Here is a 16,524-nt window from a genome sequence, read left to right on the forward strand (position 1 = left end):
TAGGGATTAAAGTTGCTGGAGTAAATCTTGTGCCTGTTGCTGGAAAGCAGAGGGCTGTTCGGCCAGTGCTTGCAGTAGGGGCCGGGCTGCTTCGTTGTCGCCCGTTTTGACATAGCTTAGCGCCAAATACCAGCGGCCGTATTCCTGCAGGGCAGTATCGCCTTCAGCTAGTGCCTCAAATTGAGCCCTGCCTTCCTGAACCCGATCGGTTTCCAATGCAGCGATGCCTAAAGACAGCTTCAACTGTGGATTTTCCGGTAGTTGCTCTTCCAAAGCAGATAGCTGGGTGTAGGCAGCTTCGTACTGCCCTTGGTTGAAGGCTTGTTCTGCCGTCTCCAGGCTGCTGCCGTCCACGCTTCGTTCTTGCAGGGCAAGCGTGGGGTGCAGGGCGTACTGTTCGTACAAGTTTTCAGAAGTCTGGAACGGGTTCCAAACCAATAATATCAAGGCGATGGCTGCGGCAGCCGCTACGAGCCATATCGGCTTTCGTCGCCAAAGCGGCACCACTATTCCCTCTTTCGGGTCAGCGGAATCCGTGTTTGCTTCGTCTTGAAAGTACCGTGCCCACAGATCAGCCATGCGTTTTTCCAGCGCAGGCTTTTGCACTTGATGCTTCAAGTAGTTTTGCATCTGCTGCCGCTCCCTGAGCGCTTCCGCAAATGCACGGTCATCCTGCAGGCGTTGCTCGAAAGCAGGCTGCTCTTGTTCGGGCAGCTCTCCCTGCAGGTACCGGTCGATGAGTAAATAGTCTGATGCTTCCATACGTCAGGCGGTTTGAGCATTAAACAAATTGCGCCACCGCTCTGCACAAGCGTTCTTCCGACGGTACACCGTATTGGCATTATTCATACCAAGTTGTTCGGCGACTTCGGCGGAGGCCATTCCGGAAGCCAAAAGTTGTAGTAGCTGCTGGCAGAGCTCACTCAACTGGCCAAATGCCTGGTCGAGCTTGCGCTGCCTGATTTCTTCTTCTTCAATTTGTTCCAGGGTGTTCTGAACGATGCCTTCAGATTCATATCGTTCGGCTTCTGCATTTCTTACCTCCGTTTCCCGATTTTTTTTGCGGAGCTGGGAAAACCACTTATTCCGGCAAATTTGGAAGAGCAATGCCCCAAGGGGGCAGGTGAGCAAAAAAGTTGAGTCTTGCGCTTTCTGGTGCAGTGCGATAATCCCCTCCTGGAAAACATCCTGAGCATCAGACACTGAGCCGCTATTGCGTACTACCCATTGAGTAATAGTCGGAGCATGCTCCCTCTATATATAATCCAGGGTGGAGAAATCGCCCTGGCGCAAAGCCAGTATGTGCTTATGATCTGGGTGTTGTTCCATCGCTGTACAATTATAAGAGATTCTTTGGCTTTTTTTGCACCCGCTTAAAAAATTTCATTGCCGTACACTTTTATTTTACGGGAAGTTCTTTGAAAATTGGAAAGAAAGATTTAAAGCATGCCTAGCATAAAATCGGACAGCCCTCAGTCCAATCTGAAACACGGACAAGCTATCGATTCGGTCTTTACGGCAGAATTTACCCAACTGGGCTGAGGTTCGGGCATCAAACTCGAACAAGATACAGATGATGAAAGCCAGGCTAGCCACGATCAAGAGATTGAACAAGGTTTGAGGCTCTTCAATCCTGGTTTTATGAATGTGGAATCCGCGAGATTTGATATCGCCGAAAAAGGTTTCAATGTGATACCTCTTTCGGTAATATGTTTCGGCTTGCGGGCCATATTCCAAGCTGGTCAACAGATACAAAGGTCGGTCATATCGGGTCCGGTCATGCCAGAACAAGACATTGACTGGCCCAAACCCTTGCTTAGTCACATACATTTGGGGCAGGAACAAGCTTTTTTGACCGATACTTGCGGCCAAATGGCCAAAAGCCGAAGCATTCTCCATGTCCGGATGATCGGCTACCAAAGTATCCTTCGCCGTTTTTAGCACGTACTCCCAACCGTGAGCCAAACAAGACTGTTGCAACTCGCAGCCGTCGAATTCGGCATCTCCCAGCAGGAAAATCCGGCAATCCTGTTCCAGGATACTGTCCATAAGCATCGCCACTTGACCGATAATGGCCACGTGCATGTGTTCCGGGAAATGGCCTTTGGGAGCTTTACGAACTACCCAACAAATGGGAATGGCTCGCCTGCGCCAGATTACACTGACCATCAGCGCCATGCAGTCTTTGCCCACACAGGAGCCATCGATGGCCAGAACTAACTCTCCAGCCTTGCTCAGAGAGTGGAGAATCGGAAGAAGGTAGGGTATAAAGTGTACCGTGACATCGGTCCACTTATTTTGCAACCAACGCTTGGCCTTCTTGACCCGACTTTCCAGGTCAGTGGGGTCTTCCATATGGCGGCCCAACTCTGATAGAGATGCCCGGCCACCTTTGATTAAGGCACCTAATAAACCAGATAAGACGGTTAATCGACGCAAGGCGTTGCCTTGTGGAACCTCAGATTGATGCTTTATCAACCATTTTTTAGATCTTTGCAGAACGACATTTTGAAAGGGTTTTCTGCAAAGATTTTTAAAATCTCAGAAAACCCTTATTTTTTCTGTCTCTCTTTCCAAACTTTCAATGAACTTTTTGCCGAGCTAAAAGTGTACGGCAATGAATAAAAAATAATGCGCTCTGGGCCTTTCAACTTGTTACTGTTCCCCTGTCAAAGTCAACTTTCCTGTTTTTTTTGAAAAAAAATTCTCCAAGACGGTAAGGTTATACCCTAAGCTGCAATAGACTGGTGTATTTCAAATCTGTACAACCCAAAAAACGAATAGGCGGATGCCGAAAAGCCTTAAACAGAGTAAGCCTCAAAAACCAAATCATTATGACTGCTGAAGAAAAGCAAATCCTGTCAAAGCTGATTGACCAATCAGCAAATTTAGTCTATGACACACCTAACGCTGACGAGGTAGATGACCGCACCGTAGCCACAGAGATGAAACAGGCAAGTGAACTGTTAAGCTATGCCGCAGACATGGTAATCTCGCAGAAATCGCCCGGTCTTTTACGAAAATGGGGAAAGAGACTTTGGTATCATGTGAAAAAGGCAATCGCTAATTTCTTGCGGGAGATAGCTTGTGCAATTGACCCGGATTGCAAAAATTAAAATTGCATTTCTAAATAGTGTTTGCGGCTCCCTTTCCTGGTACAACGGTATCGGTCAGGGAGCTTTTAATGCCATTTGTCACCCCTTTACTCCGGCTCAGTTTTTATATTTACCCTTCCTAACCACAAATATCCAAATTATGAGCCGAATCGTCACTTTAGATGAATTTATCATCCGACGGCAAAAAGATTTCCCCTATGCTTCCGGAGAACTGACCGGCCTGCTGCGCGATATTGGCGTAGCTGCCAAAATTGTCAACCGCGAAGTCAACAAAGCCGGGCTGGTCAACATCCTTGGCGAGGCCCGGGAAGAGAATGCCTCCGGCGACACCGTACAGAAACTCGACCTTTATGCCAATGAGAAACTGATCGACTGCCTGAAAAACAGCGGAGAGTGCTGTGGGGTGGCTTCGGAGGAACTGGAAGATATTATTCCCATTAACTCTGTGGCTTCCAAAGCATCCAAGTATGTCGTGGTCTTTGATCCGCTGGACGGGTCTTCCAACATCGACGTCAACGTCTCTGTAGGGACTATTTTCGGGATCTACCGCCGCCTTAGCGATGCTGAGTCTACCGTTGAAGTAGAAGATTTCCTGCAGAGGGGTATAGACCTTGTGGCTGCCGGCTATGTGCTTTATGGTACCTCTACCCTCTTGGTTTACACCACGGGGCGGGGAGTCAACGGTTTTACCCTGGACCCCACAATCGGAGAGTTTTGTCTGAGCCATACCGATATTCAGATACCGGACCGCGGAAACTACTACTCCGTCAATCAGGGCTACTACCTTAAGTTTGATGTGGAAATGCGCCGGTATATAGACCACTGTTCTGACCTGAACCTGCGGTTGCGCTATATCGGGTCTATGGTCTCTGACATTCACCGTATACTCTTCCAGGGCGGCATTTTCCTCTACCCTAACACCCGTAAATACCCACAGGGAAAGCTCAGGCTGGTATACGAGTGCAACCCGCTGGCTTATATTGTGGAGCAGGCCGGTGGCAAAGCCATCACCTGTCAGCTGGAGCGCATCCTTGAACTCGAGGTCAATCACCTTCACCAAAGGGCTACAATTGCAATTGGGTCACCTGGCATGGTTGACGAGATGAAAGCCTTTGTGGAACGATACAGTGCAATTCCTGTGTTTAACGGCTAAACGGTCAAAGGATTGGTTTTTAAAAAAGCGATCAAAAAAATGCCGTAAAACTTTGCTTTTGTAAAGACCAGAAGTGTATATTTGCATCGCTTTTAAAATAAGCACTACTAATCCATGCCCAGATGGCGAAATTGGTAGACGCGCTACCTTGAGGGGGTAGTGTCCTTATGGATGTGCAGGTTCGAATCCTGTTCTGGGCACGATAGGGTACATCTAAAGTACCCTCTAAGACACTAGCAAAGCCCTGTATTCAGCTGAATACAGGGCTTTTTAGCTTGATAACAGACTATACTGGATTAGGTGTTTTAGTGTATAAACCAGGAGAAAAAGGTATTTGCTTTCTCTCCATTTTCTAAAATGCCGGATCTGGAAATAAATTTGAGAAAATGGCTACTTCAGAAAAGACCATTACTTGTGTTCCGTTTTTAAACAAAAGGCTGAAGCCTATTATTTTCGATGATGGTTCTAAGGGATATCCTCTTTACATCCGTGTAATTTATGAGTCAAAGAACACCCATATTCCGATAGACTATGAAGATTGGGGATATGATAAATACACTTTCTATTATAGTGAGGACGATTTTGATTCTTTCATTTACGAACTGGAAAACTTAGATGAATTGCTTGCTGATATCAATGAGGGAGTATCAGCAATTACTTGGGAGATAAGAGAGTTTATGGAATTCCTTCAGAAGGTTGTTGAATATGAAACAAGGCTAAAACCAAATAGATATTCTCTTCGTGGGTTAGGAAAGCGCTTAAAGCTATTTAATGAAGCTGCACTGGAGAGCCAGTCTAAACAATTGGTAAGTGAAATAAAGGATTATTTGGATAATTGGGACGATGGTAGTTTTGGTTTCTATATAAGGCCTGATCATACTTTTTTGCAGAATTTTTATCGAATAGAAGATCCAATATATTCTCACTTTCTTCGCTTGCCAGAAAACATCAAGTTTGAAATCGAGTATTATTTTTTGGTTGCTGCTTTTGCAAACCATGAATATGGACCAAGTTATCGATACCTTCAAATGGATTCTGGTCTAGCCAGTTTTAAAAGATTCATGAATCAAGATTCTTTATTTGATCCTGAGGTTCTTCTAAAGGTGGAATTAAAAAATCGTTTTAGTAGGTTTCTCTCTTTAAATCCCCCAACTTTCCACAAAGATTTGTATTACAATAAGTTAGAGCAATTTTTGAAGTCTATGAAGGATAAACATCGAAAAATGATTGGTTAATTTATTTTTTTAACCCAGTTTATTGGCTATATTTGACCAGGAAAGGCATTTTTTTTGACTTTTAAACTGGGTTAAAAATGAAAATTAAACCATCAAGTGTATTGCTTAAGCCCTCCGAGGTCTGCAATATTCTAAAGTGCTCCCCTAGGACGCTTTATCGGATAAGGCAGGATATGGACATTCCGTTTTTTAAAATCAGAGGTAGGGTCATGTTTAAGCTAAAAGACGTAGAAGCTTACATCGAAAGCTGTAAGGAAACCGCATAAAAAAAGCGCTGCAACCAGGAAGGCAACAACGCTTATTATAATTTATCCAAGACAAATGTACGGATTTGTTCGTACAAAAACAAGTACTCCTTCCTTAGTAACGCAGCGCCATTATTCAAACAAAATAATTGAATTATGGCAAAGTCCATCCTTCCGCTCCTGAACAATATGTTTGAGGAGATCCCTTTTCAAAAATTAGATCGTGAAACCAGAGCACGTATACTCAAAGTGCTTAGTGTTGACGTCAATGAGTTAGGTGCAAGTTCACGTACTCAATTTGATGACTTCGCTAGTTCCGTTCTCAAAACAATTAAGGCTATACGAGATGATTCAGATTACAATGATCATATCCGTCGTCTGAGGAAGTCTCTTTCTATGGGTGAGAAGTATTTCAAGCCTGAGAATAGCATAGAAAAGGGTATCGATCAAATGGACCAGCTCATCAAGCGCATTAACAAGCGTAAATAAGAACCACTTGTCCTTTGTGGGGACTTTGGGCCAGTGGGCCTATACAGCAAGTTGGGAGTGGCGGCGTTAGCCGCTGCTCCCCTGGCCCAACTATGTCTTGCTGGCAGGCTGGCAAAAGTCCCCTATGGACGATAAACCTATTTGCTATGAAACTACATTATCAAACATCCCTTTTGGGAGAGACCGAAATCCTGCTGCCACATGCGGCATTGGATCCGACCATTATCGCTGTAGGAGCAGATCGCTACGCAGCTGAGAAAGAGCTGCGGCGACAGCTCATCCTTCGTTCAAAGGACATTGCCCACCGCTATTTGGCATTGGCGAAAAAGTCAAGAGGCAATTACCTCAAGCCCGAGTTGGCAAACGCTCTGGAGCAGTCTTATGACCTGCTGCGTAAAATACGCAGGAACAATAAGCTGGAGAAAGCTCAGGAATACCTCCACTTGCTCTTGCCCGAGGCAGAAAAGCTGCTATCTCATCCTAACAGCCGTTTCTACCGGTCACAGTGCGCAAAACTCGATTTTCTAACCCAAGCTGCTGATCTGAAGATTGGGAGCGACAAAAGCCAGGAAAATGTGCACGTATAATATACAGGTAGAACCCTTCCTAGATACGTTAGGAACGGTCGGAAGCTATCCAAAGGAACCCGAAGTGGGAATAATTGGCTATCTGGATATTGGAGCCAAAAAACAGCGGAAGCCAAGTTCAAAAGCCGAGTACGATCGGGTGAAGGGAAACCGGCGCAGGTGTTTCAAGATAGTCAGAGCGAAAAAAGAAGCAGACCGGTACCGGGATGATATCCACGAGTATCTGGAATACCACGGAGATTCGCTCACCCCAGATCAAGTAAAGCACTTGCTAGACTATCGGCATTGCCTTTCCTCTTGTTGCAATAAGTCATTATTCAGAGAGCACAAAAGCAACGGTTCTAAGGAATACATCACCTCCTTCATGTGCGGGCACAAGCTCTGCCCGCCCTGCAATGCGCAGCGATCGAAGAACCGAAGAAGGAAGTTCCGAGCATTCTATGAAAAGAACCCAGAAATGATAAAGCGGTATGACCACATGCACCTCACCCTGACGGTTCCCCATCATCATGAGAGTAGCCGGTACCCCCGGTTTTACGCTTCCCAGTTGATGAAGGATTTCAACCTGATGCGCAAGCGGTCTTTCTGGAAAAAGCAGGTGTACGCTGGGGAGTTTTCGGTGGAGGTGACCCGTAATGATTCGGGCTTACATATTCATATCCATGCTTTACTGTTGGTAGAAAAGGGCACACAAAACCGCAATGTCCTTCACCGGAATATCCTTCTCGCCTGGAATCGGATTACTGCCGGGGCAGGAACGCGGCAGATTCTAAACGAAGAAGAACAGCTCGCGATCCGGAAAGGAAATGCACTGCTGACCGAGAAGGATGTAGCTCAACTTGACCCAAGTGGAGCTACCTTTATAGGGCTTGAAACCCTTTACATCTCCAGTAAAACACCCAAAAAAGGCTACCGGTACTGCGAGCATAGTGGCCTTTGGAAAAAACGGGTTCATCCCAGTGATGGGGAATTCTTCCTGAACGGGATATTGGAATGCCTGAAGTACCACTTTGAGCCCCTGGCCCTCAAAAAAGACGGTTCTCTGGATATGGATTTAGTGGTTGAAATCTTGCCATCGATCAAGGGACAGCCTCTTTACCGGAAATTCGGTGCCTTCCACAGCGGTACTAAGAACGCTCATCCAGATGCTAAAATGCTCAATATCAAGAGCAAGCCGGAAGAGGATGAAGCCGAAATCAAGCAGACCCTTGAAGAAGTTGGACAAGACATTCAGAATCCGGAAACCGGTGCGCCTGCTGAACGCACTGAGTACGAATACTTCACAATCAGCATGTCGCGCGTTTTTGTCAATCCTGACGATCATTTCCGGATCAGTATCACCACGCCCCGGCGGAAAAAGTATTTACACCGCTCTATTGCACCCACTGCTCTTGCTGCAATCAAGTACATGCAGAAGAATGCTGCCCTGTCGGCTTTCAGGACGAAGAAGATGGATCAGATGACCGGGAAATGGGGCGTAGGGCCTTATCGATTTTATCATTCTAAATATAATCAATCATGCTTAAAACACAATTAATCGGCCATTTAGGCCAGGACGCGATTGTACGCCACTGGAATGGCAAACGCGCTATCAGTTTCACCGTTGCATACAACGAGTCCTACACGGACAGCAACGGCACCAAACACGAAACCACGACCTGGGTCAATTGCACCCTGTGGCGGGAAGGAGACACCAAACTGCCTAACTACCTGCGTAAAGGCCAGCTCATCTACGTCGAAGGCACACCCAATGTCAAGACCTACGTCAGCAAGACGACTGGAGAAGTGCTCCCGGATTTTCAGCTCAACGTCAAACAGCTTCAGCTGCTGGGCGGTGCGGCTACGGCTGGGAACGTTCAGGAAAACCCTGAGCCGCAGGCTGAAACCGCTGAGCCTGCTAAAGCCAAAAGTGCCGAAAAAGCCCCTGCCGGAGCGGAGGAAACAGTGCCCTGGGAGGAATAACATTAACCACCTGCCTGTCCGGCTTACGCGGCTGGACAGGCACAAAAACCTACGCAAGTGAAACAGATAAAGAGCACCCCAAGCGATACGGTCTTTTTCGCGACCTACGCCCGTCTGGCCGCCACCATCCGCAGAAGCGGCTGGATCGCCCAGGTCATCAGCGGGCTGACCGAAATCGGCGGGATCTACGCGGCTGCGTATGCAGCTCTGCTGCCCATCTTCCCCTATCTGGCAACCACCGCAGCAGGGGTTATTGCGGTATTGGGCACTGCGCTGATTGAGGTGGGGCTACGCGAACTGGCACCGTACAGCGTTGATGCGGTGCTCAACAAAAGGTACCATGGGCTGCACCTTGCTATGACTATCGCGACGATGACCCTGACTGTCTTTTTGATTGCGACCTCAGGATGGCTGAGCTTCAACAACTCCTTCATCATTGTGGAGGAGTTTACACCAGCAGCGGAGACCCGGGAAAGCACCCCGTTCGACAGTACTTTACTAAGAAGAAAAGACCGGCTGTATGCGGAGTGGAAAGCGGACAGTACAGCCCTTACTAAGCAGTTTGCTAGTCAAATCGCCGCTCAAAAACAGGCGTACGAAGGACAGTACAAAGCCCTCCGCCGGACGCTTTCCAACTGGTACAATCGGGAAATCCGTACGGGCAATAGCTACGCAACCGCCAAAGATCGCGTACGTCAAGAACTGGCAGACCTGGAAGCCGATCACCTGGCTCAGGTAGCTGCATTGCGTACGCAGGAAGCCAACGCCATCCAAACGGCAAAGGAACGCCTGCTGATGGCATTGAGCCATTCCCAAACAGCATACGAAGCCAGTGTAGACAGCCTCAAACAATTAAACAATGAAGCCACTGTACACCGTACAGAAACCGTACGCAACTATGGCAGTGGATTGGCGTGGTTCACCATCGTTGCGCTGTTGGTATTCCTGGCTTCTGTGATTTTAGACCGGATTCACCGTAAGGGCAGCGGCATACGGGAAACCGTTGAACTAAGCCAGTACGATATCGCTCCGAATATGATAGCGGAGGGTTGGCATGCGGTACGCGAACGGCTCCACTTTACGGTGCGCAACCGGATCAAAGCTTTTGCCGATCAGACACCGCCCGCGCCATTGCCTACGCGCCCAACGGAGCTGTACGACCCTACGCAGTTGGCCAACATTACCATCAACCTGAAAGTGGAACAGGCAGCGGATCCGGACGAACGGGTCATTTACCTGACACCCAAACGCCGGCCCATCGGATTTCAAACGTCCAGCCCAGACCCTACCGGCGGTGTGCCCAAACAACCGCCCAACGTGAACGGCGTACACTTCCGTACCGCTCCAGACGTTGAAAATCAACGTGAGGCGGTGGATTCGCCCGCTTCAAACACCAACGAAAAAGCACCAGCACCAGACGATTCGTGTGCAGTAAACAGAACACCGTCCGATCATGCCGATTTATCGCTTGCTGACCTCCTTCAGCGGTTGAAAATGTACAAAAAGCGGGTCGGAAAGCATGAAGCCAAAAAGCGGGCTGCTGAAAAAGCAGGCAAACCCGTACCCAAACGAACGCTCAATGCCCTGTCCAACAACAAAGACTGGGTCAGCTACTATCAGCAATTAATCGACAACATTAAACACTAAACACTATGAATGCTACAGAACTACAACAATTTACTAAGGCGATCCAGGAAAGCACGGAAGCCTTTAAGGAAGCCGTGGAGACCCTTCGCCGTGAACGCTCCCCCTGGGCGAACCCCGAAGATGCTGCCGATCTGCTGGGCATTCCCCGTACTAAGGGGAAATTTCACCGCCGCCGTTTAGCGCGCTTAGTAGACCGTGGCATCTTAAAGAAAGTCCGGGCTGGAAAAACGCCCTACTACTGGAAAGATGAACTCAGGGCTGTCGCCTTAAAGGTGGCAGAAGGGGACATTTGTGTGTAAACGTCCTTAGTAAAATTACTAAGGGTGATTCTGGGTATGGTTGTCTTTTGAAAATCACAAAGGGCAGTTTTTAGTACAGCTGCCCTTAGTAAAATACCAGGGCATTTTGGCACGAATGTCCTTAGTAAAATTACTAAGGAGCCCCCAGTCTTAAAGGAAAGGGGGCTCTTAACTCAAAAAACAAAAAATCATCATGACTATAAAAGCAGTTTTAGCCTACCGGAAACGACAGGATGGTACTAAGGCGATCCGGATCTATGTCTACCACAACGGGCAAAAATCGTACGTACCGACAGATTTGAATATTCTGGAAAAGGATTGGAATGCCAGAAGAGGGGAGGTGAAGAAAACCCACCCGCTTAGTAAAGCCTACAATCGGAAGCTCAACGCTATAAAGCATGAGATTGAATCGGGCCTCCTTAAAGGCAGTTCGGTCAGGCAGTTAAACAAGTCAACCATCGACAATGACTTTTTGGCCTACATGGCTCAGTATATCAAACGAGAGCAATCCCTTTCCGAAGGAACTTTGAGGATATACAAATCCGCCCACCGCCACCTTAGTAACTATCGCGTTGAACTCGGGAAAGAAATGCTCACTCCGTACGATTTCACCCCCGCTTTTATCCATGAATTCCGGAATTACCTTTACGATCTGGGTTGCAAGGATGCCGGACAACTGCAGATCCTTAAAAAGATCAAGAAGGTACTAAGGCTTGGGCATACCCAAGGCATACACGATGCCGATGCCTGGAAAGAGATTAAGATGCCCAAAGAGCCCACTACCAATAAAATTTATCTCACCCAGGCAGAAATGGACGCGCTGTACCATTTGGACTTAAGCCACAACCCTGCGGTTGAAAAAGAACGCGACCGTTTCTGGCTGGCATACAAATTTATGATGCGCTATTCCGATATCGCAAGCGTCAACCGGGAAATGATGGTGGCCACTAAGGGCAAACGCTTCCTGGTATACATCAGCGTAAAGACCAAAATCAAGGCGACGGTGCCCATTGGCGAAAACGCCTTTAAGCTCCTCGAAAAATATGATTGGAAACTTGACTTCACCAGCAATCAGCAAGCCAACCGCGAAATAAAGCGCATTGTAAGCATGGCTGGCATCAATCAAATTGTGGAGCAAGACGGCAAATCTGCCCCCAAAAGCCAGTTCGTCACCTTCCACACCGCCCGCCGCAGCGGAGCCACCAACGCCTATCTTTCCGGGCTTTCCTTAAAGATCATTGCTGATGTTGGGGGTTGGAAAAAGTTCACCACATTGCAGGTGTATTTACGCGCCAGTCAGTTGGTCTCTGCTACTCAGGCGGCGGATCATAATTTCTTTAAGGAGTGAGGATCCACATCCCGTTTTTTGAAAGAAAAACCATGAATTTACTAAGGGCACATTGAGCCCTAAACCTTTAAGGAGAACTTACGCTCTCAAGCCGGAAGCTCCTTAGTAACTTTCTCAATTATGTCCATAGAAGAACAACTCCTTTTACAACGGTGGCGTACCCACCTGAACCAAATGAACGGTACCATTTCCACCCGGGAAACGATGGTCAAATACGCTTTGGCCTGGCTCCGGGGCGCAATGATGTATGCGCCAATTAAAACCTACAGCCAAAACTTTGTGCAGGTAGTCATTGAAACGCTTTGGGTGGTGGATACCTGGAACCACTACAAAGAGCATTAGTAAGGGAGCAATATGCACTTTTATTTTAAACCGAGAATCGCTGTAAAATCGGCTAACATATGCTAAATATACCCATAGATTTTGGGGCTTTTCCCATAACTCCACCTAAATTGTCGAAGAACCAATAGGAATAGGACCGGATTACGCAATAAACTTGAATCCCAATGTGGAGAATTGGATGTGGTAAGATATATGCAAGGCAAGAATTGACACTCATGTTACGGTTGACTGCTTTATATAGGAAGCAGTCAACCGTAACGTGGTTACTCTACCACTATTTTTCTTGCCACACGAACTTCTGGAGATAAAAAGTCTATAAAATACAACCCCGAACTCAAATCATCTATCTCAAAAATTAACGCAGTCGTTCCAGGTTGAATAGTTAATGAGGATATTTTTTGGCCAAATGAATTGACTAAATTGACCGTCCACTTCATCACTATAGCTGCTCCATTCAATTCAATTGTGATATTCCCACCTTTAGACATTGGATTTGGATATATATAAATATCTTCCTCTGGAATTATATTGTTGACATTGTCTGTAATTTCTGTTTCTACGGTAACGCTTATTGATTCTGAACACATATTTCCATCTGTTACGATAACCGAATATGGGCCAGCTGCCAAATCAGTTGCTGTAGCAGATGTCTGTGCAAGAGGATCGTCCCATAAATACAAATAGCTGGGAGTACCGCCGCTGGCAACGACTGTGGCACTACCATTAGAATTGTTATCTACCTCTGGTGTGGAAGAAGTCGAAAGGCTGATTGAGGAAGGTGAGGTAATTTCGATATCACCAGTGGAAATGACGATCCCTAAAATATTGTCAGTTATAATAGCTGAGTAGATACCAACAGTGAGGTCGGAAACAGAAGTACCTGTAACACCATTGCTCCATTCGACACTAAAGTCTCCAGACCCACCAGCAATATCAACAGAAATAGACCCATCGCTATCACCGAAACACAACAGATTATTTACAGTAGAATTGAAGGTTACAGGCAAAAAAAACTCGAAATTATAAACCATCGCTGGATCATTATAAGCTGGCATCGGTGCTCCATTATTATTGATCCATTCTGTGAATTCAGTGGGAGAGGTGTCATTCGGATAGAAAATAATACGGTCCTCAGAAGCATCCCAAACTCGGATAGTGAATGGTTCATTCGCACCAATACCTTCATCTTCAGAGGTATTTGGATCGTCACCGTAAATAGCGAGACCAATATATGAGATGCCAGCATTTACAACAACGGCATTTGCACCTGCACAGTTACCTTGTGAGTCGAATGCTGCAATCCAGTCTTCGGAGGCTGCATAAACCCCATTGATCTGTACTTGCCCTGTGAAAACACCGGAGGTACTGGTCGCAGTAAATTCAAAAGCAGATGGCTGTCCAATAGCCATAGCAATGGCTAAAAAAGAGAGTAAAAGAGTAGATATAACTTTCATATTGGGATTAGTTAGGTTTTAAGCTAAGGCCATATCATAGGCTCAAAACTTTGGTGATTAAAATTATTTATGTGCGGTTACTTTGGTAGCTTGTATAAGCTGTTGATCTATATACAGCTTCACGAGATATGACCCAGACAGAAAATTCTCTGTCTGTAGCATTTCCTGATAAAAACCTGGATCAAGTCTGCCTTCCTCTTTTTGCCACACTAGCTTTCCAGCAACATTACATATCTCCAATTTAACCCTGCCTCTTTCGGAAATGGAGTAATCAATCGTTAAACTTTGATCAAATGGATTAGGGTAGCAACGGTGGATAGAGGAACTGGTTTCATTCGGTTCTTTAAATTCCAAATTCACATTCAGCGGTTCGTAGTCTCCGTATATCTGGAGGCCAAGGTCTAGAGTACCCCTAGTGTGTTGGAACAATATTTTCGTACCCTGTGCGGCATCTTCTTCCGGCAAGTAAATGGGAATTGTCCTCAGTATACCGCCATTCAATACTTCTATCTGCCCTAAAGGATTTCCTGATTCTTTGAGAATTGAAATCATTTCCCCTCTAGGCAGATTTGTTTTTCCTCCGACGAAATTGTATTTATTGGAAAAAGAATTGCTTGCCCTCTCAACCACTACTCCTGTAATTCCCTGTCCAGGGACAGGCGTACTAACCTTCACCCAGTATCCTAATCCATTTTCCAACATAGTGAGAGTATTTAGAAAAGGGAGCCCTGCTGGGTCAAAAAAAGTTGAACTTCCATCAAATCCAGTAACATATAACAAGTTGTTAGCGGCAATGATGTCACTGAAATAGTTGTCCGGACTCTGTTCTATCTGAGGAGGATAAGCCAACAAATTCCAGCTGGCATCCAGACCTTTTCTAAAAGTTTCGGAAAGGCGTTCCCCCTCGATGCATAACGTATCATCTTGGCCTACTTTGATCCAATAGCCAAAACCTCTTTCAAAAGAATTGAGGGTATTCAAAAAAGGGAGTCCATTGGGATCGTAAAAAGATGCCCCATTGTCAAAACCTGTGGCGTATTCGAGGTTGTTGGGAATCAATGCACTAAAAATAGAGGATACGGAGCTATCGACCGGCGCTACATCGGTAGAAATCAAGTTCCATCCTGGACGCAAGGGAATTTTATCCGTTGTGATATTTAAAAAATCATAAACATCGTTGGGGTTATTATACCCAGGCATAGGAGTTCCATTTGTGTTAGACCACCCTGCGAAAAGGACTGGGCTGCCGGAATTCGGATAAGTGAGCACCAAGTCTTCACTGGTGTCGTACAATCTCAATTCGAACTTTTCATTTCCGCTCATACCTTCGTCAAGGCCAGGTGTGGTTGGGTCGTCCCCATAAATAGTCAGATTGATAAAAGTAATGCCAGCATTGAGTACTAATTGACCAGAGCCGGCTAAATTTCCATTCTCATCAAATGCCGCTATCCAATCATTGCCCGCAGCAGGGATACCGTCAATCCGTGCCTGTCCTACCAGTACACCTGACAAATTATTTGCATTGGGACTGCCCCACGGTGGCATGCCTTGCCCTGAACCCGATTGGGTTATTGCAACAACGACATCACTAACACCAGTACCTGATAAAACAATCATGCCCGATCTGTCACTGACATCCGGGTTTTCTTCATAATCGATATTGACTATTTCATTTCCGTTTCCGGAGAGGGGGGAGGTAATGCTCAACCAGCTGATGTTTTCTGTGATGGACCAATCAGTATTCGAGCTAAGGCTAAATGAAGTGTCTCCTTGTTCGAAAGGGACACTAATCGAAGTATTATTTACACTTAAAAATGGACTGGAATTACCACAAGTCGCGGCAATAGGCAATGGATCTATTGGTGTTCCCATGTCACCCCCTGGAATAGATTGTACCATATATGCCACATCACATACTTTGTCTTCACTTTCGTCATAAACTTTAAAAGTAACTGTCTCTATAGTGGATGTCTGGATGTTAAAAATGGAGTAGGTCTGTCCACTGATAATAGTGATGCCGCCAGTGCCGCGGTTTTCACCGTTTACATAAGCGCCAACCAAATCACCGATGGATGCATTGTTCCCATCAACGGTAACCAGGCAGATGGCCGAAGCACTGTTGGTATAAACAACCGGAATCCAGTCCGGGTCGCGTATCGTGATGGTAACGGTATCTGGCATGGAACTTTGAGTACCGTCATTTACAGTAAGTTCAAACCTGTATGCTTTTTGGGCCATCACATCGGGGGCCATAAATGAAGGAGTCGCAGTATTTTCATTCATAAGGTTTAGACCATCCAGTGACACCCAAATATAGCTCAATTGGTCATCATCACTATCAAATGAACCGGTTCCATCCAACTGCACAGAGCTGTTTTCATTCACACTTGTATCATCGCCGGCATTGGCTATTGGGGCAGTGTTTACATCACTGTCCATAGTCAATAATCCGTAATGACCACTGTAGCCGTTGGTGGCAACGGGGCTGGCTGAAGCTGCAGTTTGCCCGGCAATTCCAAAATGCTCAAAATTGCCATTTGTACCATGTCCCCCTCCGGTAGAGGTAGTTGAGGCAGGTTGGGAGAATTGCCCGGTCAAAATCAGTGGGGCAATCATTGCTATGATTAATAAGATTATATTTTTCACA

16 protein-coding genes, 1 tRNA gene and 1 pseudogene are annotated in these 16,524 nt (G+C 46.3%); 13 read left to right on the forward strand and 5 right to left on the reverse strand.

Annotated features, from left to right (window positions below):
- Window positions 1–6 precede the first annotated feature (6 nt).
- The 3 genes and pseudogenes from IX84_RS27540 to IX84_RS27550 form a co-directional block, all read right to left on the reverse strand.
- The gene (locus tag IX84_RS27540) at window positions 7–762 is read right to left on the reverse strand and encodes a hypothetical protein (protein WP_044228814.1); all 756 of its coding nucleotides are present in this window, start codon (window positions 760–762) and stop codon (window positions 7–9) included.
- Between the two features lie 3 nt (window positions 763–765).
- Window positions 766–1,242, reverse strand: a pseudogene (locus tag IX84_RS27545) (RNA polymerase sigma factor); the annotation flags it as partial.
- Between the two features lie 162 nt (window positions 1,243–1,404).
- Complete coding sequence (locus tag IX84_RS27550) at window positions 1,405–2,478, reverse strand: transposase (RefSeq protein ID WP_044216496.1); 1,074 nt, start codon at window positions 2,476–2,478, stop codon at window positions 1,405–1,407.
- Between the two features lie 356 nt (window positions 2,479–2,834).
- Between IX84_RS27550 and IX84_RS27555 the strand changes: the two genes are divergently transcribed.
- From IX84_RS27555 to IX84_RS27615, 13 genes are all read left to right on the forward strand, one after another.
- A complete protein-coding gene (locus tag IX84_RS27555; protein ID WP_044228818.1) occupies window positions 2,835–3,116 on the forward strand; it encodes a hypothetical protein in 282 nt (93 codons plus the stop codon).
- Between the two features lie 139 nt (window positions 3,117–3,255).
- Window positions 3,256–4,269, forward strand: coding sequence for a class 1 fructose-bisphosphatase (gene fbp, locus IX84_RS27560; protein WP_044228821.1), 1,014 nt, complete (start codon window positions 3,256–3,258; stop codon window positions 4,267–4,269).
- A 116-nt stretch (window positions 4,270–4,385) separates the two neighbouring features.
- Window positions 4,386–4,469: transfer RNA gene (locus IX84_RS27565), tRNA-Leu, on the forward strand.
- A 186-nt stretch (window positions 4,470–4,655) separates the two neighbouring features.
- Window positions 4,656–5,504 carry a hypothetical protein gene (locus IX84_RS27570; RefSeq protein WP_044228825.1) on the forward strand — a complete coding sequence of 283 codons (849 nt, stop codon included), beginning with the start codon at window positions 4,656–4,658 and terminating at the stop codon, window positions 5,502–5,504.
- A gap of 77 nt (window positions 5,505–5,581) precedes the next feature.
- Complete coding sequence (locus tag IX84_RS34735) at window positions 5,582–5,770, forward strand: helix-turn-helix domain-containing protein (RefSeq protein WP_044228828.1); 189 nt, start codon at window positions 5,582–5,584, stop codon at window positions 5,768–5,770.
- Window positions 5,771–5,905: 135 nt separating this feature from the next.
- Window positions 5,906–6,238 (forward strand): hypothetical protein, encoded by a 333-nt coding sequence (locus IX84_RS27580; RefSeq protein ID WP_044228831.1) that lies wholly within the window; start codon window positions 5,906–5,908, stop codon window positions 6,236–6,238.
- Window positions 6,239–6,384: 146 nt separating this feature from the next.
- Window positions 6,385–6,825, forward strand: a complete 441-nt coding sequence (locus IX84_RS27585; protein WP_044228833.1) for a hypothetical protein — start codon at window positions 6,385–6,387, stop codon at window positions 6,823–6,825.
- On the forward strand, window positions 6,812–8,362 hold the full coding sequence (locus IX84_RS27590) for a protein rep (protein ID WP_044228836.1): 1,551 nt from the start codon (window positions 6,812–6,814) through the stop codon (window positions 8,360–8,362). The genes IX84_RS27585 and IX84_RS27590 overlap by 14 nt, the downstream gene beginning before the upstream one ends.
- Window positions 8,344–8,787 (forward strand): single-stranded DNA-binding protein, encoded by a 444-nt coding sequence (locus tag IX84_RS27595; RefSeq protein ID WP_052516457.1) that lies wholly within the window; start codon window positions 8,344–8,346, stop codon window positions 8,785–8,787. Before IX84_RS27590 ends, IX84_RS27595 begins: the two co-directional genes overlap by 19 nt.
- A 57-nt stretch (window positions 8,788–8,844) precedes the next feature.
- Complete coding sequence (locus tag IX84_RS27600; RefSeq protein WP_044228839.1) at window positions 8,845–10,434, forward strand: hypothetical protein; 1,590 nt, start codon at window positions 8,845–8,847, stop codon at window positions 10,432–10,434.
- Window positions 10,435–10,439: 5 nt separating this feature from the next.
- Window positions 10,440–10,733 carry a hypothetical protein gene (locus IX84_RS27605; RefSeq protein WP_044228841.1) on the forward strand — a complete coding sequence of 98 codons (294 nt, stop codon included), beginning with the start codon at window positions 10,440–10,442 and terminating at the stop codon, window positions 10,731–10,733.
- Window positions 10,734–10,926: 193 nt separating this feature from the next.
- Complete coding sequence (locus IX84_RS27610; RefSeq protein WP_044228844.1) at window positions 10,927–12,081, forward strand: tyrosine-type recombinase/integrase; 1,155 nt, start codon at window positions 10,927–10,929, stop codon at window positions 12,079–12,081.
- Window positions 12,082–12,201: 120 nt separating this feature from the next.
- A complete protein-coding gene (locus IX84_RS27615; protein WP_044228846.1) occupies window positions 12,202–12,423 on the forward strand; it encodes a hypothetical protein in 222 nt (73 codons plus the stop codon).
- A 263-nt stretch (window positions 12,424–12,686) separates the two neighbouring features.
- On the opposite strand, the gene IX84_RS27620 is transcribed toward IX84_RS27615, so the two are convergent.
- Window positions 12,687–13,877 (reverse strand): T9SS type A sorting domain-containing protein, encoded by a 1,191-nt coding sequence (locus IX84_RS27620; RefSeq protein ID WP_044228850.1) that lies wholly within the window; start codon window positions 13,875–13,877, stop codon window positions 12,687–12,689.
- Between the two features lie 63 nt (window positions 13,878–13,940).
- Complete coding sequence (locus tag IX84_RS27625; protein ID WP_152605272.1) at window positions 13,941–16,523, reverse strand: PKD domain-containing protein; 2,583 nt, start codon at window positions 16,521–16,523, stop codon at window positions 13,941–13,943.
- Window position 16,524: the final 1 nt, after the last annotated feature.

Origin of the sequence: Phaeodactylibacter xiamenensis, assembly GCF_000759025.1 — a bacterium.
Classification (GTDB): Bacteria; Bacteroidota; Bacteroidia; order Chitinophagales; family Saprospiraceae; genus Phaeodactylibacter; species Phaeodactylibacter xiamenensis.